A 14810-nucleotide genomic window follows, 5' to 3' on the forward strand; every position below is an offset into this window, starting at 1 on the left:
TACATAAGTAATTGTAGAGTATATCAAGGAGATAATATGTTTAAATTAAGAAATTTACCTAATCCAGTCGATGCTTTCAAAGATTTTTATAGCGAAGAAGCTTTTGCATACCACCATGGAAAACACCACCAAGCCTATGTAACTAATCTAAATAATCTAATCAAAGGCACAGAGTTTGAAAACGCTAAGCTTTATGACATCATAGAAAAATCAAGTGGAGGCCTTTTTAACAACGCTGCTCAGATTTACAACCATGACTTTTTTTGGGACTGCTTTGCTCCTCTTGAAGGTAGCAAAAACAAAGGTGGCTGCTTTGGCTGCATGAGTAGTGAGCTTAAAAAGGCTATAGAATCTAAATTTGGTTCAATAGAAAAGTTTAAAGAAGAGTTTATTAAAGCTGCTAGCACACTTTTTGGATCAGGTTGGACTTGGCTAGTTTATAACCTAGAAAGTAAAAGTTTAGAGATAGTTCAAACTTCTAACGCACAAACTCCTATAAAAGAACACAAAGTTCCACTTTTAGTAGTTGATGTTTGGGAACACTCTTATTATATAGACTATAAAAATTTACGCCCAACTTATTTAGAAAAGTTTTTTAACCACATCAATTGGGCTTTTGTTAGTCAAGCCTATGAATGGGCGCTTAAAAACGGCAAGGGCACAGTTGCGTTTTATATAGATTCTATACACCCTGAAGAAAAATAGTTTTTAATCTATCTTTTTTTAAAACTTTGAAGTGCTTTTTTAAGCACTTCAACTTTGTTTTTTATGCCCTTTTATTTATCTTTCTTTATTCTTCTTATCTTTTTTGGCTATCTTGTCTTTTTTCTTCTCTTTAGTTTTAGTGGTATTAGTTTTATCTTCTTGCATACTTTCTAGCTCAGCTTCTAAGAAAACCTTCCATCTATCTTTATCTAAGACTTTAGCAGTTATAAATATATCTTTATCGCCTCTCCCACTTACGTTTACTACTATATTTTTACCTTTTACTTTTTTGCAAACTTTTAAGCAACCTGCAAGGGCGTGAGCAGATTCTAAGGCTGGAAGTAAGCCTTCATTTTTAGCAAAAAACTCTAAGGCTTCTAGAGCTTCTTTATCTCTAGCATACAAAAACTCAACCCTTTTTTTCTTACCTAAGTTTGCAAGCTGAGGACTTATGCCGCCATAATCAAGTCCGGCTGAGATTGAGTGAGTTAACTCTAGTTGGCCATTTTCATTTTGAAGGAAAAAGCTTTTATAACCTTGAGCTATACCAACTTTTGCGTAGCCATTCATCCTCATAGCATGCTCTCCTACCTTATCGCCAACTCCACCAGCTTCAACACCTATAAGACGCACTTTTTTAGATTCTATATAGTGGCTAAAAGCACCCATAGCATTACTTCCACCACCAACGCAAGCTATGACATAATCAGGCTTGCCTTTAAAATAAGTCTTAGTTTGTTTTAGTAACTCCTTACTTATGATACTTTGGGCATCACGAACCATATCTGGATAAGGACTTGGGCCAAGTGCACTGCCTAAGACGTAAAATATATTTTTAGAATCTTTACTCCACTCGCGCAAGGCCTCATTAACAGCATCTTTTAAAGTCTTTTCACCACTTTCTACACTTACTACTTTAGCCCCAAAGCGTTCCATTATAAAAACATTAGGCCTTTGGCGTTTTATATCTACACTACCCATGTAGATAACACACTCCATACCTAGATAAGCACAAGCACTAGCAGTCGCAAGACCATGCTGACCAGCACCAGTTTCTGCTATAACCTTCTTTTTACCCATCTTTTTAGCTAGCAGGACTTGAGCTAGGGCATTATTAATCTTATGAGCACCAGTGTTAGCTAGGCCTTCAAACTTTAAATAGATGTTATTGTCAAGTAGCTTTGAAGAGTTTTTAGCATGCATTAAAGGAGTAGGGCGAGAGATGAAGTTTTTTTGTAAGAATTTTAGTTCTTTTTGAAAAGCCTTTGTTTGGAAGATGTTTTTATAGGCTTGTTGTAACTCATCTAAGGCTACATATAAAATCTCTGGTATATAACAACCCCCAAAGTCTCCAAAGTAGCCCTCTATACTTTTTAAACTTTTAGGCAAACTTGCACTTAGGTTATCTGATGCATTTGCGTGCTTCTTTTTTTTTATTTTGTTGGTCATGCTTATCCTTTTTATATACATTTTATCAAAAAGCTTAGGCCTAAAAGAGATTTTGTAACTAAAATGCGTGTACAAAAAGATAAACTTAAGATTTTAGTAGGAGTTTTTGATATGAGTCTAACTTCAGCCTTTGATTTAAGTAAGCCTATAGGCAACATAGAAGTTTTTAGTACAATAGTTGTTGTGGTAGTGATTTGTGCTGCTATATTTTTAGTTCTTAGAAGCATGAAGCCTTGAATCTTGATATATCTTTATAGATATCAAAAGTAATCATGAAAGTTAAGCAGGTATGAATCTAGCCCTTTTTGGAGGAAGTTTTGATCCACCACATATTGGTCATCAAAAAATAGTTGCCTTAGCCTTAGAAAAGCTAAAACTAGACTTGCTTATCATCATGCCAGCTTTTATAAACCCTTTTAAAGAAGCAACACTTTTTGATCCTAAAACTAGACTTAGGTTTTCTGAAAGAGCTTTTGGTAAGTTTGCTAAAGTTAGGATTATGGATAGGGAGCTTTTAAAAAAAGATAAGTCTTATACTATAGATACAGTTAGATTTTTAAAATCTTGCTTTAAACCAGAAAAATTTTATCTACTCTTAGGTGAGGATAATCTTAAAGGTCTTTCTTTATGGAAGGAGTATGAAAGCTTAAAAAAGTTAGTGACTTTTGTAGTTTTTGGTAGAAAAGGTTACACAAAATGTGAAATAGATTCTAAGTTTATATATATAGATATGGATGAAGATATAAGCTCTACTAAGATAAGAAAGTACTTAGAGGGTATAAAAAAAGACCTCTGGGAAGAGGAAGTATTAAAACCATTAGGAGAAAAAATGAACTACTTAGAAAGTATAAAAACAATTTTAGAAGATAAAAAAGCAAGCAACATAGAAGTTATAGACTTGAAAGATAAAGATTATATAAGTGATTATGTAGTAGTTGCTACGTCTATGGCTGGGAAGCACGCAGAAAGCCTACTAAACTATTTAAAAGATGACTTAAAACCAAAGGGTGTGAAGTTTTATGCAGTAGATGATAGCAATAGCGATTGGATAATAGCTGACTTAGGAGAGATAATAGTACATATACTAACTGAAGAGTATAGAAACAAGTATCAGTTAGAAGACTTTTTAAAAGAAGAGTTTCTAACTAGAAAGTAGTTATGTCAGAGTGTGAAGTTAAAAAAGAAAAGCTAGTACTTATAAGACTGCCAAACTGGCTAGGAGACTGCATCATGCTAACTCCTACTTTAGAACTTTTAAAGAGGATTGAAGGTGTGCAGGTAGTCTTAGTTGGCAATAAGATTTCTTTAGCACCTTTTTCGCGTGATAGTTTTATAAAAGATTTAGTTATAGATAGCACTAAAGAAGATTCTAAAAAAAGCACTTTTAAACTACTAGCTAGAGTTAAAAACGTAGCTAGACTTGCTAAAGACTTAAAAGCAAAGTATAACTTTGAGTATGCACTAACTTTTCAAAATGCATTTTTTTCTGCCCTCTTATTACGTCTTAGTGGAGCTAAAATAAGGATAGGCTACTCAGGATTTAGATCTTTTTTACTAACCCATCCTATAAATAAGGCCCTAGGAAAACCACCAGTTTGCAAGCATCAAATCTTAAGCTATGCTACCTTACTAATCCCCCTAGTCTCTAAGCTAAATTTAGTCTCAAAAACCTTACACCTTCCTAACTATTTTAACTCTAATCTAAGCCCTGCACAAAAACTACTTTTTGAAAACATAGGTCCTATGAAGCTAAAAGCTAGAAGTATAAAGCAGATTAAAACTAAAAAAAACTTAGTGCTTGGCATATCTCCAGGAGCAGCTTTTGGTCCTTCAAAGATGTGGCTTATAGAGTACTTTGCTGAAGTGGCTAGCTATTTTTTAAATAAAGACTATGAAGTTAGAATCTATGGTGCCCCTAGTGAAGAAGAGCTAGGAGAAAGACTTAAATCCTTGGTTGCTAAAAGCACTACTAAGTTAGAGCTTTTTAATAATCTAATAGGTAAAACTGATATAAAAACGCTAATAGATTCTATAAATGAGTGTAATGTGCATATAGGCAATGATAGTGGTAACTCTCAAATAGCTACTGCTTTAAATGTGCCTGCTATATCATTTTATGGGCCTATGGGTGAAAAGTGGGCCTATCCATGGAGTGTTAAAGAAAATGGAGTTGATAGTGGTATAGAAGAAGGAGATCATACATTTTTAGGTAACTCAGTGGCTATTACAAAAGACTTACCCTGTCTTGGCTGTAAAAAAAGAGTGTGTCCTTTAAAGCATCATAATTGCATGAGGCTTATAACTCCAGATGAAGTTATAGACCTAGTTACTTACTTAGTTAATCACAGCCTTCAAAAGGTTTAGATGACTTAGTGCATCTTTTTTAAGGCTAGGGTTTTTAAGCATATCTAATAGACTAAAAGTTACTATGCACTTTACACCTTTAAACTCTAAAATCTTACCCATAGCATCTTTTAAGTCCATGTCAAATAAGGCCTTAGCTAAACTCTCACCAAAAAAAACAGCATACTTTTTATCTACTAACTCTTCTTCTAAGTAGGGCTTACAAGTTTTGATATGAGTTTGTAAGGGTAGGGAAGTTCCACACTTTACTAAGCTTAAAAAGCAAGCATCTTGCAAGCTTAGTTTATAGACATTTATAGCTATATTTTTTAGAATCTCATTTACTTTAGTATCACTTAAAAGGCCACTTTCTTCTACATCTAGCACGGGCGCTATAAAGGCAAAGCTTGCTTTTTGGTTAAGAGTAAGAGAGGGCTTAGCGCTATTAGATCTATCACAAAGCTTGCAGTTTAAGATTTTTTCTTCTAAAGATAAAGTAGTGCTTAGTGCTTGTTTTTTCTCTAAAAGGGCTTTAGCAAAACTAGTTTGCTTTAAACTTTTAGATTCCAAACTAGTGTCTTTAGGGTATATATCTTCATTTAACAAACCCTTACTTACGTACTCAACACCTAGAGATTCTAGTTTATAGAGTTTCTCTAGGGTCTTTAGCCTATCTAGGTAGGAAAACAAACTAACTACTTTTTGCCCATTTTTTCCATGCGAGGATTAAGCATATTTTCAGGTTTAAGTAAGTTATCTAACTCATCTTTATTTAAGTAGTTATGTTCTAAAACTAGATCATAAACGCTTTTGCCAGTTTTTAGTGCTTCTTTTGCAATCGAAGCTGATATCTCATAGCCTAGTACTGGGTTAAGTGCAGTAACTATGCCTATTGAGTGAAGTACTAACTCTTTGCATCTTTCTTCATTAGCTGTTATTCCAACTATGCATTTATCAACTAGAGTTTTAAAAGCGTTATTCATCATCATAATAGATTCTAAAAGTCTTGAAGCTATAACTGGCTCAAATACATTTAGTTGAAGTTGACCTTCAAGGGCTGCTAGACTTACTGTTACATCATTACCTATAACTGCAAAGCAGACTTGGTTTACTACTTCTGGTATAACTGGGTTTACTTTACCTGGCATGATGGAGCTTCCTGGCTGCATCTTAGGAAGATTTATCTCATTTATACCAGTTCTTGGACCACTGCTTAGTAGTCTTAAGTCATTACAGATCTTAGAGATTTCGCCAGCTACTCTTTTTAAAACTCCACTTACTTGTACATAAGCTCCTGTATCTTGACTAGCTTGTATTAAATCATGTGCTATCTTATAATCCCTACCAGTTATCTCTCTAAGATATTTTTCAACTGTGTGTTTATATTTTGGGTGAGAATTTATACCTGTTCCTATGGCTGTTCCACCAAGATTTATCTCTAGAAGTAATCTATCAGCTTCTGCAACCCTGTGTATGCAGTTTGCTACTGTAGTTGAGAAGGCATGAAACTCTTGACCTAAGGTCATAGGAACTGCATCTTGAAGTTGGGTTCTTCCCATTTTTATTACGTGCTTAAACTCTTTAGATTTTTCTAAAAACGCATGTTGTAAGGTATCCATAGTATCTCTTAAGATTAGCGTTCTTTCATATATGGCCATCCTTAAAGCTGTAGGATAGGTGTCATTAGTTGATTGAGAAAGGTTTACGTGATCGTTTGGATGGCAGTACTGATACTCACCTTTTTTATGGCCCATGATTTCTAAAGCTACATTTGCTATAACTTCATTTACGTTCATATTAGTAGAAGTACCCGCTCCTCCTTGGATGATGTCAACTACAAATTGATCATGAAACTCTCCATCTAAGATTCTATCGCAAGCCTTTACTATAGCATCTTTAATCTTAGAATCTAAAAGACCTAGCTCAAAGTTAGCTAATGCTGCTGCTTTTTTTACTTGCACAAAAGATCTAACTAAAAAGTCATAAAAACCTATATTTCTACCTGATATATCAAAATTACATAATGCTCTATATGTTTGTACTCCGTAGTAATATTTATTATCTATTTCTAGCTCACCTATGAAGTCGTGTTCTATTCTAGTGCTCATTTACTCATCTCCATTAAATTTATGATGGATGATTGTACTACTTTTGCTAATAAAAAGACTGGTAAAGTAAAGTTTTTGCCACTTTATGTACTTTAAAGCCCATATTCGTGTAACTTTTATAGAATATGTGTGTAGAGAAACTACACTTAAAATACCTGCTTATAAATATAAAATAAAGGCTAAAATAAAACTATATGAAATGCCTAAAGGTAAGTATGTAAATATGCGGTTTTTAACTTTTATGATAATGATATTTAGCAGTTTTAGTCTACTTGGTGCCCTTGAGATAACTCTAAACTATGGTAAGGAAAAAGGTGAAGACTTTGCTGTGTTAAATCTTAAAAATAACCACGAGTTTACCTGCAAGCCTAATACCAACTTAAAAAATCAAATAGATTCCATTAGCTGTTATATACAAGGCATACCACAAAGTGGTTTTAACCCAGCCAAAGGCCCCTTTTTTAATCTCTCTTATAATATGGTAAAAATAGATTCTAAAGACTATATGAAGATAGAAGTTGTGCCAGCAAAAGATATGCAAGTAAGGCTTTTTTCTACATTCTTAGATCTTAAAACACCCCTAGGCATACCAAGCGGAGAAAGAAGTAATGCTAAAAGTTTTCAGATAGTCGCATATAGTGGAGTTAGGATACCTTTTTTAGACCCTAGCTATGAGGTAAAAAACAAAGATGCTATAAACTTTCCAGTAACCATACTTGATACTGAAGCTCCAACACTAGGTGAGCTTGATGTAAACAGAAGGCCTTTAAAGTATGAAGTAGGGCAAGATTTTGAAGCTTTTTCTAATATAAAAGATTTAATGGATAAAAAAGAATATCTAAATGCCTTAAATGCCATAGCTCATGCCTTAAAGACTTATAAAAATAGTCTTTTTATAAAAGATATGACCTACTATGCCATAGTTGCCCTAAGTAAACAGCCAGGATCAGACCCAGCTTCTATCATAACTAGAGCTAAAGACTGGATAAGTGTTTACTCACGTGATGAAAAAGCTCCAGAAGTTATCTACTATCTAGCCTTAGCCTATATAAAACAAAACAGCCTTGCTAATGCTAAGTACTATCTTGTGCGCATAATTAGCGAGTATCCTAACTCAAGATACTCTCCACTTGCCCGTATGTCTTTAGCAAATATGCTAACTGCAAAGTCAGATTTAAAACAAGCTCCCTTACTTTATAGAAGGGCTTATGAAGAAGCAAAAGATTTAGAATCTGCCTCACAGATAGCCATCTCTTGGGCACTTTTTAGCCTTAATAATGACGATTTGGCTAATACTAACAACTTAATAGAAAAGGTCTTAAAGGCTAATCCTAGCTATTTCTTAGAGCATGCTGAAAAAAGCTATCTTTTAGCAAAAGAGCTTGCTGATAAGGGAGTTTATGCTTTAGCAGCTAGGATTGCTTTTTACCTATCTCAAAACTCAGAAGTACCTTCAAAAATGCATGCAGATATGCTAAATAATGCTGGAATCTATTTTGCACAGGCAAAAGACTATGATGATGCCCATAAAGCTAACTCACTTTTCTTGCACCACTATCCAGATAGTCCTTTAGCTAGTAGGGTAAAAAGTAGAGATGATAGTATATTGTTTGGAGTAGATGGGAGTAATGATAAAAAGCTTGCAAGATATGACTACTTATTAAAGACTTATCCAAACACTCCTATAGCTAAAAAAGCACTAGAGTTAAAAGCCAAAGTATTGTATGATGAGAAAAGATATGAAGATGTCATAGCCTTAAGTCCTTTACTTGATAGTACTTCCCCACTTATAGCTAACGCCTATAAAAACGCACTTATGACAGAAAATGACTGTAAAAAAATAGCTAGCATTACAAAAGATGCGCCTAATGATTTAGACTTAGACTTTGATACTAGCATGAAAGTTTTTTCTTGCATGCAAAAAGAACACCTCTATCAAAAAGCAAACCTTATGTTTAAAGATAAGTATAAAGATATAGATGATAGTGCAAAGCTTGCATCTTGGCTTTATTTACAAGCTAAAAATCTTTATGCACTAGGAGATGACAAAGACGCCATAAAAGCAAGCTATGATGTGTTAGATCTAGCCTTTGCTAATGATAAACCAGAGTACTATGATATAGGATTCCCACTTTTTAATGCTCTTTTTAATGGCAATAAAAAAGATGAAGCTATAAAGGTAGCTAAGCAGTTAGATGCTAGATTTAAAGATGATCCTAGGTTGCTAATGGTGCATTTTAATTTATTAAATCTAGCAGATACTAAAAGAGATAGAAGTGCTATAAAGTTAGAAGCAAGTAGGATTTTAGAACTTCAAGCTAAAAATAACAGAAGTGACTTTAGCCCATATGCTGACTTTTTACTAGCTGATGCAGAAAGTGATGATAAAGAATACGATGCTGCCTTAAAGGTTTTAAATAACGCTTTAAGTAAAGACTTAAAGCCCCAAGACAAACAACAAGCTTTATATAAAAGTGCAAATATCTACTATACTAAAGGTGATAAGCAAGAAAGTATAAAAAGACTAGAGACTTGTAAGGCTATAGATTCTGATAGCTCTTTTGGCATACTTTGTTCTAATGCTCTAGGCTTACAGCAAGATACTAGCAAGCTTCCTTAAAAAGTTAGCTATTTATAGAATCTTAGTTTTTATTTAAGTTAGTTGGGGCTAGGTTTGTTAAGTCTAAGTTAGTTAAGTTAGGATTTTGCAGATAGCTCATTTGTAGATAGCCTAAAAGTTGTTGAAAAAAAAGCAAGTGCCTTAAAAGACACTTACTTAAAATTTAGCTACCAAAGCTTGAACCGCCAACTCCTGCGCCTCCAGCCCTTGCACCACCTTGATTATTAAAAAAGCCACCTCTTGCACTGCTAGGTGTAGCGCCTGCCCTTGCAGTAGTAGCACCAGCACCTTTGTTAAAGCTAGAGCGTGATCTCTCATAAGCTTGAGGGGATTTATAATTTCGTTGTTGGTTTTGTTTAAAGTTTGGATTATTAAAAAGTTTATTGCCTATATAACTTCCTATGATAGCACCTGCTGCTGAAGCTAGTATTGCACTTCCTAGTCCAAAGCCTCCACTACCATCACCACCATTTGGCTGAGTTAACTGGCTTGTGCCATTATCAACCTTTTTAGCTTCTGCAGCTACTAAGGCGTCAACTTCTTGCTTGCTTAAGATTCGCTCACTTCCATCAAGGCCTTTAACTATAACTCTAGTCTCACTAGAAGGCACTTCTTCTAGTATCTTATACTTGCCATCTGGCTGCTCTTCTAAAGTAACTATAGCGCCTTGTTTAGCTACGACTTTATCTGTAGTATTAGAGCTACCACTACCACAGGCTATTAAAGTAGTCATAGCTATAGCACTAATTCCTCCTACTATAGCAGCATCACTAATCTTTCTTAAGTAGGTCTTTTTTTTCACTATATTTTATCCTTTTGCCATTTCTTTTTCTAGTTTTACGATTCTATCCCAAGTGCTAACTACAGAATCTGGATTTAAAGAAACTGAATCTATACCTTGGCGCACTAAAAACTCTGCTATCTCTGGATAGTCACTTGGAGCTTGCCCGCAGATTCCACAGTATTTTTTATGTTTTTTACAAGCTTCTATTGCTTTTTTAAACATGATAAGCATAGCTTCATTTCTCTCATCAAAGATATGACTTACTAAGTCACCATCTCTATCAACGCCTAAGGTTAGCTGAGTTAAGTCATTTGACCCTATAGAAAAGCCATCAAACATATTTAAAAACTCATCTGCTAGTATGACATTAACTGGTAACTCACACATAACATAGATTTCAAGGCCTTCTTTTCCGCTTTCAAGCCCGTTTCTACGCATGATTTCAAGTACTTTTTTACCTTCTTCTGGAGTTCTTAAAAATGGCACCATAACTTTCATATTAGTTAATCCCATCTCATCTCTAACCATGGCTAAGGCTTGGCACTCCCACTCAAAAGCACTTCTATAAAGATCAGAATAATACCTTGAAGCCCCTCTATAACCTAGCATTGGGTTTTCTTCTATAGGCTCATAGTCTTCACCAGATATCATGCCTCTATATTCATTAGTCTTAAAGTCGCTAGTTCTAACTATAACTGGGTTTGGATAAAAGGCTGCTGCTATCATCCCCATGCCTTCGGCAATTTTTTTGATAAAAAAATCTTTTGGATTAGCATAGCCTGAGATTAGCTTGCTTATCTTGTCATAGTTGCTTATAGGTTTTTTATTTTGAAGGTCTAGTAAAGCTAGTGGGTGGGCTTTTATCTGATGCAAGATTATATGCTCCATCCTAGCAAGCCCAACGCCGTTATTTGGAAGTTGGGAGAATCCAAAGGCCTTAGAAGGATCGCCTACGTTCATATAAATCTTAGTTTTAGGAGTGCCAAGGTTTGAAAGCTCTATACTTTCTACTTCATATTCATGGATTCCTGCATAGATTAGCCCATCTTCACCTTCACTACAAGATACGGTTATATCAAGCCCAGAGTAAAGTTGCTCTGTAGCGCCATTAGCGCCAACTATGGTTGGCACACCTATTTCGCGCGCAACGATTGCGGCGTGGCAAGTGCGCCCACCGCGGTTTGTTATAACTGCGGCTGCTTTTTTCATAGCTGGTTCCCAGTCTGGGTCTGTGTTATCAGTAACTAAGATCTCACCTTCTTTAAAAGTGTGCATATGCTCTATATCTTTTATGATTCTAACTTTTCCATGCCCTATCTTAGTACCTATGGCCATGCCTTTTAAAAGCACTTCTTTTTTCTCATTAGGATTTTTAAACTTAAACTTTTCTATCTTTGCAGAGCTACCTTTTTTCATATTTTGAGATTGCACAGTCTCTGGGCGGGCTTGCACTATAAATATCTCTCCACTCTCACCATCTTTTGCCCACTCCATATCCATAGGTCTATACTCACCAGCCTCTTTTGTATAGTGTTTTTCTATCTTTATGGCGTATCTTGCAAGTGTTAGTATGTCTTCATCAGTTAAAGAAAAGCTATCAAACTCAGCTTGGGTAGTTTTAACATTAGTTGTAGGGTGCTCGCTTCCTAGAGGTGCATAGACCATTTTTACATCTTTTTTACCAAGCTGTCTTTTTATGATAGGACTTTTGCCAGCTTCTAAGGTTGGTTTAAACACATAAAACTCATCTGGATTCACAGTCCCACCAACTACATTTTCGCCTAGTCCCCAACTTGAAGTTATAAATACCGCATCTTTAAAGCCAGTTTCTGTATCTATACTAAACATAACTCCAGCACTGCCCTTATCAGCACGCACCATCTTTTGTATACCTATGCTTAGAGCAACTTTAAAGTGATCAAAACCACGAGATGCTCTATAACTAACTGCTCTATGAGTAAAAAGTGAAGCAAAACAAGACTTAATATAGTGCACTAAGTCAACTTCACCTTTAACACTTAAGTAAGTATCTTGCTGTCCTGCAAAACTGGCATCTGGCAAGTCTTCTGCAGTAGCCGAGCTCCTTACGGCAACATCAGCTTTTTTCATACCATATTCTTCACTTAAAATACTATAAGCTTCAAATATCTCTTCTTTTAAATCCTCTGGGAGGGGTGTACTAAAGATAAGCTCTCTTATCTGTCTTGATCTATTTCTTAGCACATCCATTTCTGTGTAGTCTACGTTTTCTAAAAGTTCATAAATTTTTTCTTTTATACCACCGCTTTCAAGTAAATACCAGTAAGCATCGCTAGTTATAGCAAAGCCATTAGGTACTTTTATGCCTTCGCTTATGAGTTCTTGAAACATCTCGCCTATGCTAGCATTTTTCCCACCTACTAGTGGTACATCTTTATTATTCAGCTCTTTAAAAAACTTAATGTATTTCATTTCACAAAACTCCCAACTTAATGTTATGAAATCAATTGTAATAAAAAAAACCACTGTTTTGCTTAAATATGACTTAAATATTTCAACTAAGGCCTAAGCTAGCTGTGCTTAAAGCTAGATTCTGTAAACTTTGTACTAGAAGTTGGATAAAGGTTAGTTTTATAAAAGTGATCGCTTCAAGGTAGATTCTTAAGTTTAGGTGGTTAGTTTTATACTAAAAGTATGAGGCATGGCACTATTTAATAAGTACATACCTACTGATTATATATTTGCTTGATTATATATCTGCTTGCAGTGACAAACCCTTCAATTTAAGTCACTGCAAGGGGAAAAATATTAAGCGCTTAGTAGACCTGGGAAGTCAAGGCTAGGCTCTTTAGAGATAAGCTTGATATTAAAGTTTTCAATCAAAAAGTTTAATATATCATCATTTAAAAACTTAGGAAGGCTAGGACCTACAAAGATATTTTTGATGCCTAGATAGAAAAGTGCACAAAGGATGATGATGGCTTTTTGTTCCATCCACATAAGCACTATTGAAAGTGGAAGATCATTAACTGCTATGCCTGTTGCTTCACTTAAGGCAAGGGCTATTTTCACACCGCCATTGCTATCATTGCACTGACCTAGATCTAAGTAGCGAGGTATATTAGTACCTTCTATATAACCAAAATCTATGTCATTAAATCTAAATTTACCACAGCTGCTAGTTAGTATCACACAGTCTTTTGGAAGACCTAAGGCAAGTTTTCTATAGTACTCTCTTTCTTTACCTGGAGCATCACAGCCTGCTATTACAAAAAAGCGTTGTATTTTTCCACTATTAATCGCTGCTAGTATCTCACCTGCTAATGGCAAGATAGCTCTGTAGTGATGACCTGTGCTTATGGTTTTTTCTTCATTAAAGTTAGTTTCTTCTGGACAAGATAATGTTTTTTCTATAAGAGGAGTAAAATCCATACTAGATAGGTTAGTTATACCATCTGTACTAGCTATATCAAAACCAAAGATTCTATCTTGGTACTTACAAGAGTTTCTAAGTGGAACTATGCAGTTAGTTGTCATTAATACAGTGCCATTCCACTCATTAAATATCTTAGTTTGATCAAACCACGCACCACCTATATTACCTTTTAAGTGAGAGTACTTTTTAAGCTCTGGATAGGCGTGGGCTGGAAGCATCTCTGAGTGAGTGTAGATGTTTATACCCTTATCTTTGGTTTGTTCTAGCAAGGCTTCTAGTGCGTGAAGGTTGTGCCCACTTACTAAGATGGCCTTTCCACTAGCTTTGTTTTGAGAAACTTTCAAAGGAGTAGGGATTCCAAGTTTTTCTACGTGGGCATTACTTAGTAAGTCCATAACTTTAACACCTGCTTCTCCAACTTTTAAAACTTGAGATATATGATCATTAAAGTTAAAGTTCATATTAGTAAGAGTGAAGTAAAGCGTTTTTGCTATAACATCATCTACTTCTTTAGTGTTAGCTCCTAGTTCATTAGCGTGCGTTCTATAAGCACTTAGTCCTTTTAGGGCATATATCATCATATCTTGCAAGCGTGATTTAGTATCATCTTTACCGCAAGTTCCTTTTAAAGCTCCATTACTACCACAGCCATTTGGTGCGCTCATTTCACATTGATAACAAAACATATTTCTTCCTTTACATACGTTAAATATAACCTGCAATTTACTACTATTAAAAAAGTTGTACGTTGATATTTATCAAACTAAAATTTAAAAAGAAAGATATTTAAAGTCTTGTATTTGTAATCAAAGAGGTGTAAAAAAGAAAGTCTCTCTTTTTAAAAGAGAGAGTAAAAAATAGTAAGTAAAAAACTACTTTTGTTTTAAAGTAGCTGGTCTTCCAGTAAGGGTTACTTTATACTTTCTAAAGCCAGTTTTTATAACGCTAAATCTTGGCACTAACAATACATCCGCCTTGTAAGTATCTAAGAATTTATTAATCAAAGCTTCTTTTGAGCCTTTAGTTAAAGTATAAAAGCCATCAACTTCTTCTATATCAACTAGCGGGTCTTTATTAGTAGTTTCAAGTATAGCTGGTGCATTTATATTTAAATCAGATGCATGCAAAGGTGCTATGTTGCTAAAACCAGTGCTTTTTGAAGGAGCTAGTTCTAACTGCAAAGGACGTGGCGAACTACTACAAGCTACTAGAACTAGGCCAACCATAAAGGGCAGGACTAGTAGAGTTTTATTTAAAACTTTATTCATAATAAAAATATCCTTTTATGAAGATGTAATGATTGAAGTTTTAATTTTACTTAGAATCTAAACTTTTTAGTAAAAAGTTTAGATGAAAAGTAGATTCTAAGTCTTATTTTTATTATCT

General features: G+C 34.8%; 12 protein-coding genes. 5 read left to right on the forward strand and 7 right to left on the reverse strand.

What is annotated here, in order from left to right; all coding sequences use genetic code 11:
• Positions 1–36 precede the first annotated feature (36 nt).
• Positions 37–705, forward strand: coding sequence for a superoxide dismutase (locus BKH43_RS05735; RefSeq protein ID WP_095229527.1), 669 nt, complete (start codon positions 37–39; stop codon positions 703–705).
• 75 nt (positions 706–780) lie between these two features.
• On the opposite strand, the gene trpB is transcribed toward BKH43_RS05735, so the two are convergent.
• Positions 781–2154, reverse strand: coding sequence for a tryptophan synthase subunit beta (gene trpB / locus BKH43_RS05740; protein WP_095229529.1), 1374 nt, complete (start codon positions 2152–2154; stop codon positions 781–783).
• 63 nt (positions 2155–2217) lie between these two features.
• On the opposite strand from trpB, the gene BKH43_RS08485 reads away from it, so the two are divergent.
• From BKH43_RS08485 to BKH43_RS05750, 3 genes are read left to right on the forward strand one after another with little or no spacing between them, the layout of a single operon-like run.
• Entirely contained in the window at positions 2218–2391 is a 174-nt protein-coding gene (locus tag BKH43_RS08485) for a hypothetical protein (RefSeq protein WP_172402327.1), read from the forward strand.
• 52 nt (positions 2392–2443) lie between these two features.
• A complete protein-coding gene (gene nadD, locus BKH43_RS05745) occupies positions 2444–3310 on the forward strand; it encodes a nicotinate (nicotinamide) nucleotide adenylyltransferase (protein WP_095229531.1) in 867 nt (288 codons plus the stop codon).
• A 2-nt stretch (positions 3311–3312) separates the two neighbouring features.
• Entirely contained in the window at positions 3313–4518 is a 1206-nt protein-coding gene (locus BKH43_RS05750; RefSeq protein ID WP_095229532.1) for a glycosyltransferase family 9 protein, read from the forward strand.
• Here the strand turns inward: BKH43_RS05750 and BKH43_RS05755 are convergent.
• Positions 4489–5187, reverse strand: coding sequence for a uracil-DNA glycosylase family protein (locus BKH43_RS05755; protein WP_095229534.1), 699 nt, complete (start codon positions 5185–5187; stop codon positions 4489–4491). The genes BKH43_RS05750 and BKH43_RS05755 overlap by 30 nt on opposite strands.
• A gap of 5 nt (positions 5188–5192) precedes the next feature.
• A complete protein-coding gene (aspA, locus tag BKH43_RS05760; RefSeq protein ID WP_095229536.1) occupies positions 5193–6605 on the reverse strand; it encodes an aspartate ammonia-lyase in 1413 nt (470 codons plus the stop codon).
• A gap of 223 nt (positions 6606–6828) precedes the next feature.
• Between aspA and BKH43_RS05765 the strand changes: the two genes are divergently transcribed.
• Positions 6829–9225: a tetratricopeptide repeat protein gene (locus BKH43_RS05765; RefSeq protein WP_172402328.1), complete on the forward strand. Its 2397-nt coding sequence runs from the start codon at positions 6829–6831 to the stop codon at positions 9223–9225.
• Positions 9226–9388: 163 nt separating this feature from the next.
• Here the strand turns inward: BKH43_RS05765 and BKH43_RS05770 are convergent, their stop codons facing one another.
• The 4 genes from BKH43_RS05770 to BKH43_RS05785 all read right to left on the reverse strand — a co-directional run bounded on the left by BKH43_RS05770 (position 9389) and on the right by BKH43_RS05785 (position 14692).
• Entirely contained in the window at positions 9389–10027 is a 639-nt protein-coding gene (locus BKH43_RS05770) for a UPF0323 family lipoprotein (RefSeq protein WP_095229541.1), read from the reverse strand.
• Positions 10028–10033: 6 nt separating this feature from the next.
• A complete protein-coding gene (gene ppsA, locus BKH43_RS05775; protein ID WP_095229543.1) occupies positions 10034–12460 on the reverse strand; it encodes a pyruvate, water dikinase in 2427 nt (808 codons plus the stop codon).
• A 336-nt stretch (positions 12461–12796) separates the two neighbouring features.
• Positions 12797–14110: a hydroxylamine reductase gene (gene hcp / locus BKH43_RS05780; RefSeq protein WP_095229545.1), complete on the reverse strand. Its 1314-nt coding sequence runs from the start codon at positions 14108–14110 to the stop codon at positions 12797–12799.
• Between the two features lie 186 nt (positions 14111–14296).
• The gene (locus BKH43_RS05785; RefSeq protein WP_095229547.1) at positions 14297–14692 is read right to left on the reverse strand and encodes a hypothetical protein; all 396 of its coding nucleotides are present in this window, start codon (positions 14690–14692) and stop codon (positions 14297–14299) included.
• Between the last annotated feature and the right edge of the window lie 118 nt (positions 14693–14810).

Origin of the sequence: Helicobacter sp. 13S00401-1 (assembly GCF_002272925.1) — a bacterium.
In the GTDB taxonomy this organism is placed as follows: Bacteria; Campylobacterota; Campylobacteria; order Campylobacterales; family Helicobacteraceae; genus Helicobacter_I.

Bases quoted from the DNA above. Each gene is read 5' to 3' on its own strand.
- BKH43_RS05735 (WP_095229527.1), top strand. From the start codon at position 37: ATGTTTAAATTAAGAAATTTACCTAATCCAGTCGATGCTTTCAAAGAT.
- trpB (WP_095229529.1), bottom strand. From the start codon at position 2,154: ATGACCAACAAAATAAAAAAAAAGAAGCACGCAAATGCATCAGATAAC.
- BKH43_RS08485 (WP_172402327.1), top strand. From the start codon at position 2,218: ATGCGTGTACAAAAAGATAAACTTAAGATTTTAGTAGGAGTTTTTGAT.
- nadD (WP_095229531.1), top strand. From the start codon at position 2,444: ATGAATCTAGCCCTTTTTGGAGGAAGTTTTGATCCACCACATATTGGT.
- BKH43_RS05750 (WP_095229532.1), top strand. From the start codon at position 3,313: ATGTCAGAGTGTGAAGTTAAAAAAGAAAAGCTAGTACTTATAAGACTG.
- aspA (WP_095229536.1), bottom strand. From the start codon at position 6,605: ATGAGCACTAGAATAGAACACGACTTCATAGGTGAGCTAGAAATAGAT.
- BKH43_RS05765 (WP_172402328.1), top strand. From the start codon at position 6,829: ATGCGGTTTTTAACTTTTATGATAATGATATTTAGCAGTTTTAGTCTA.
- ppsA (WP_095229543.1), bottom strand. From the start codon at position 12,460: ATGAAATACATTAAGTTTTTTAAAGAGCTGAATAATAAAGATGTACCA.
- hcp (WP_095229545.1), bottom strand. From the start codon at position 14,110: ATGTTTTGTTATCAATGTGAAATGAGCGCACCAAATGGCTGTGGTAGT.
- BKH43_RS05785 (WP_095229547.1), bottom strand. From the start codon at position 14,692: ATGAATAAAGTTTTAAATAAAACTCTACTAGTCCTGCCCTTTATGGTT.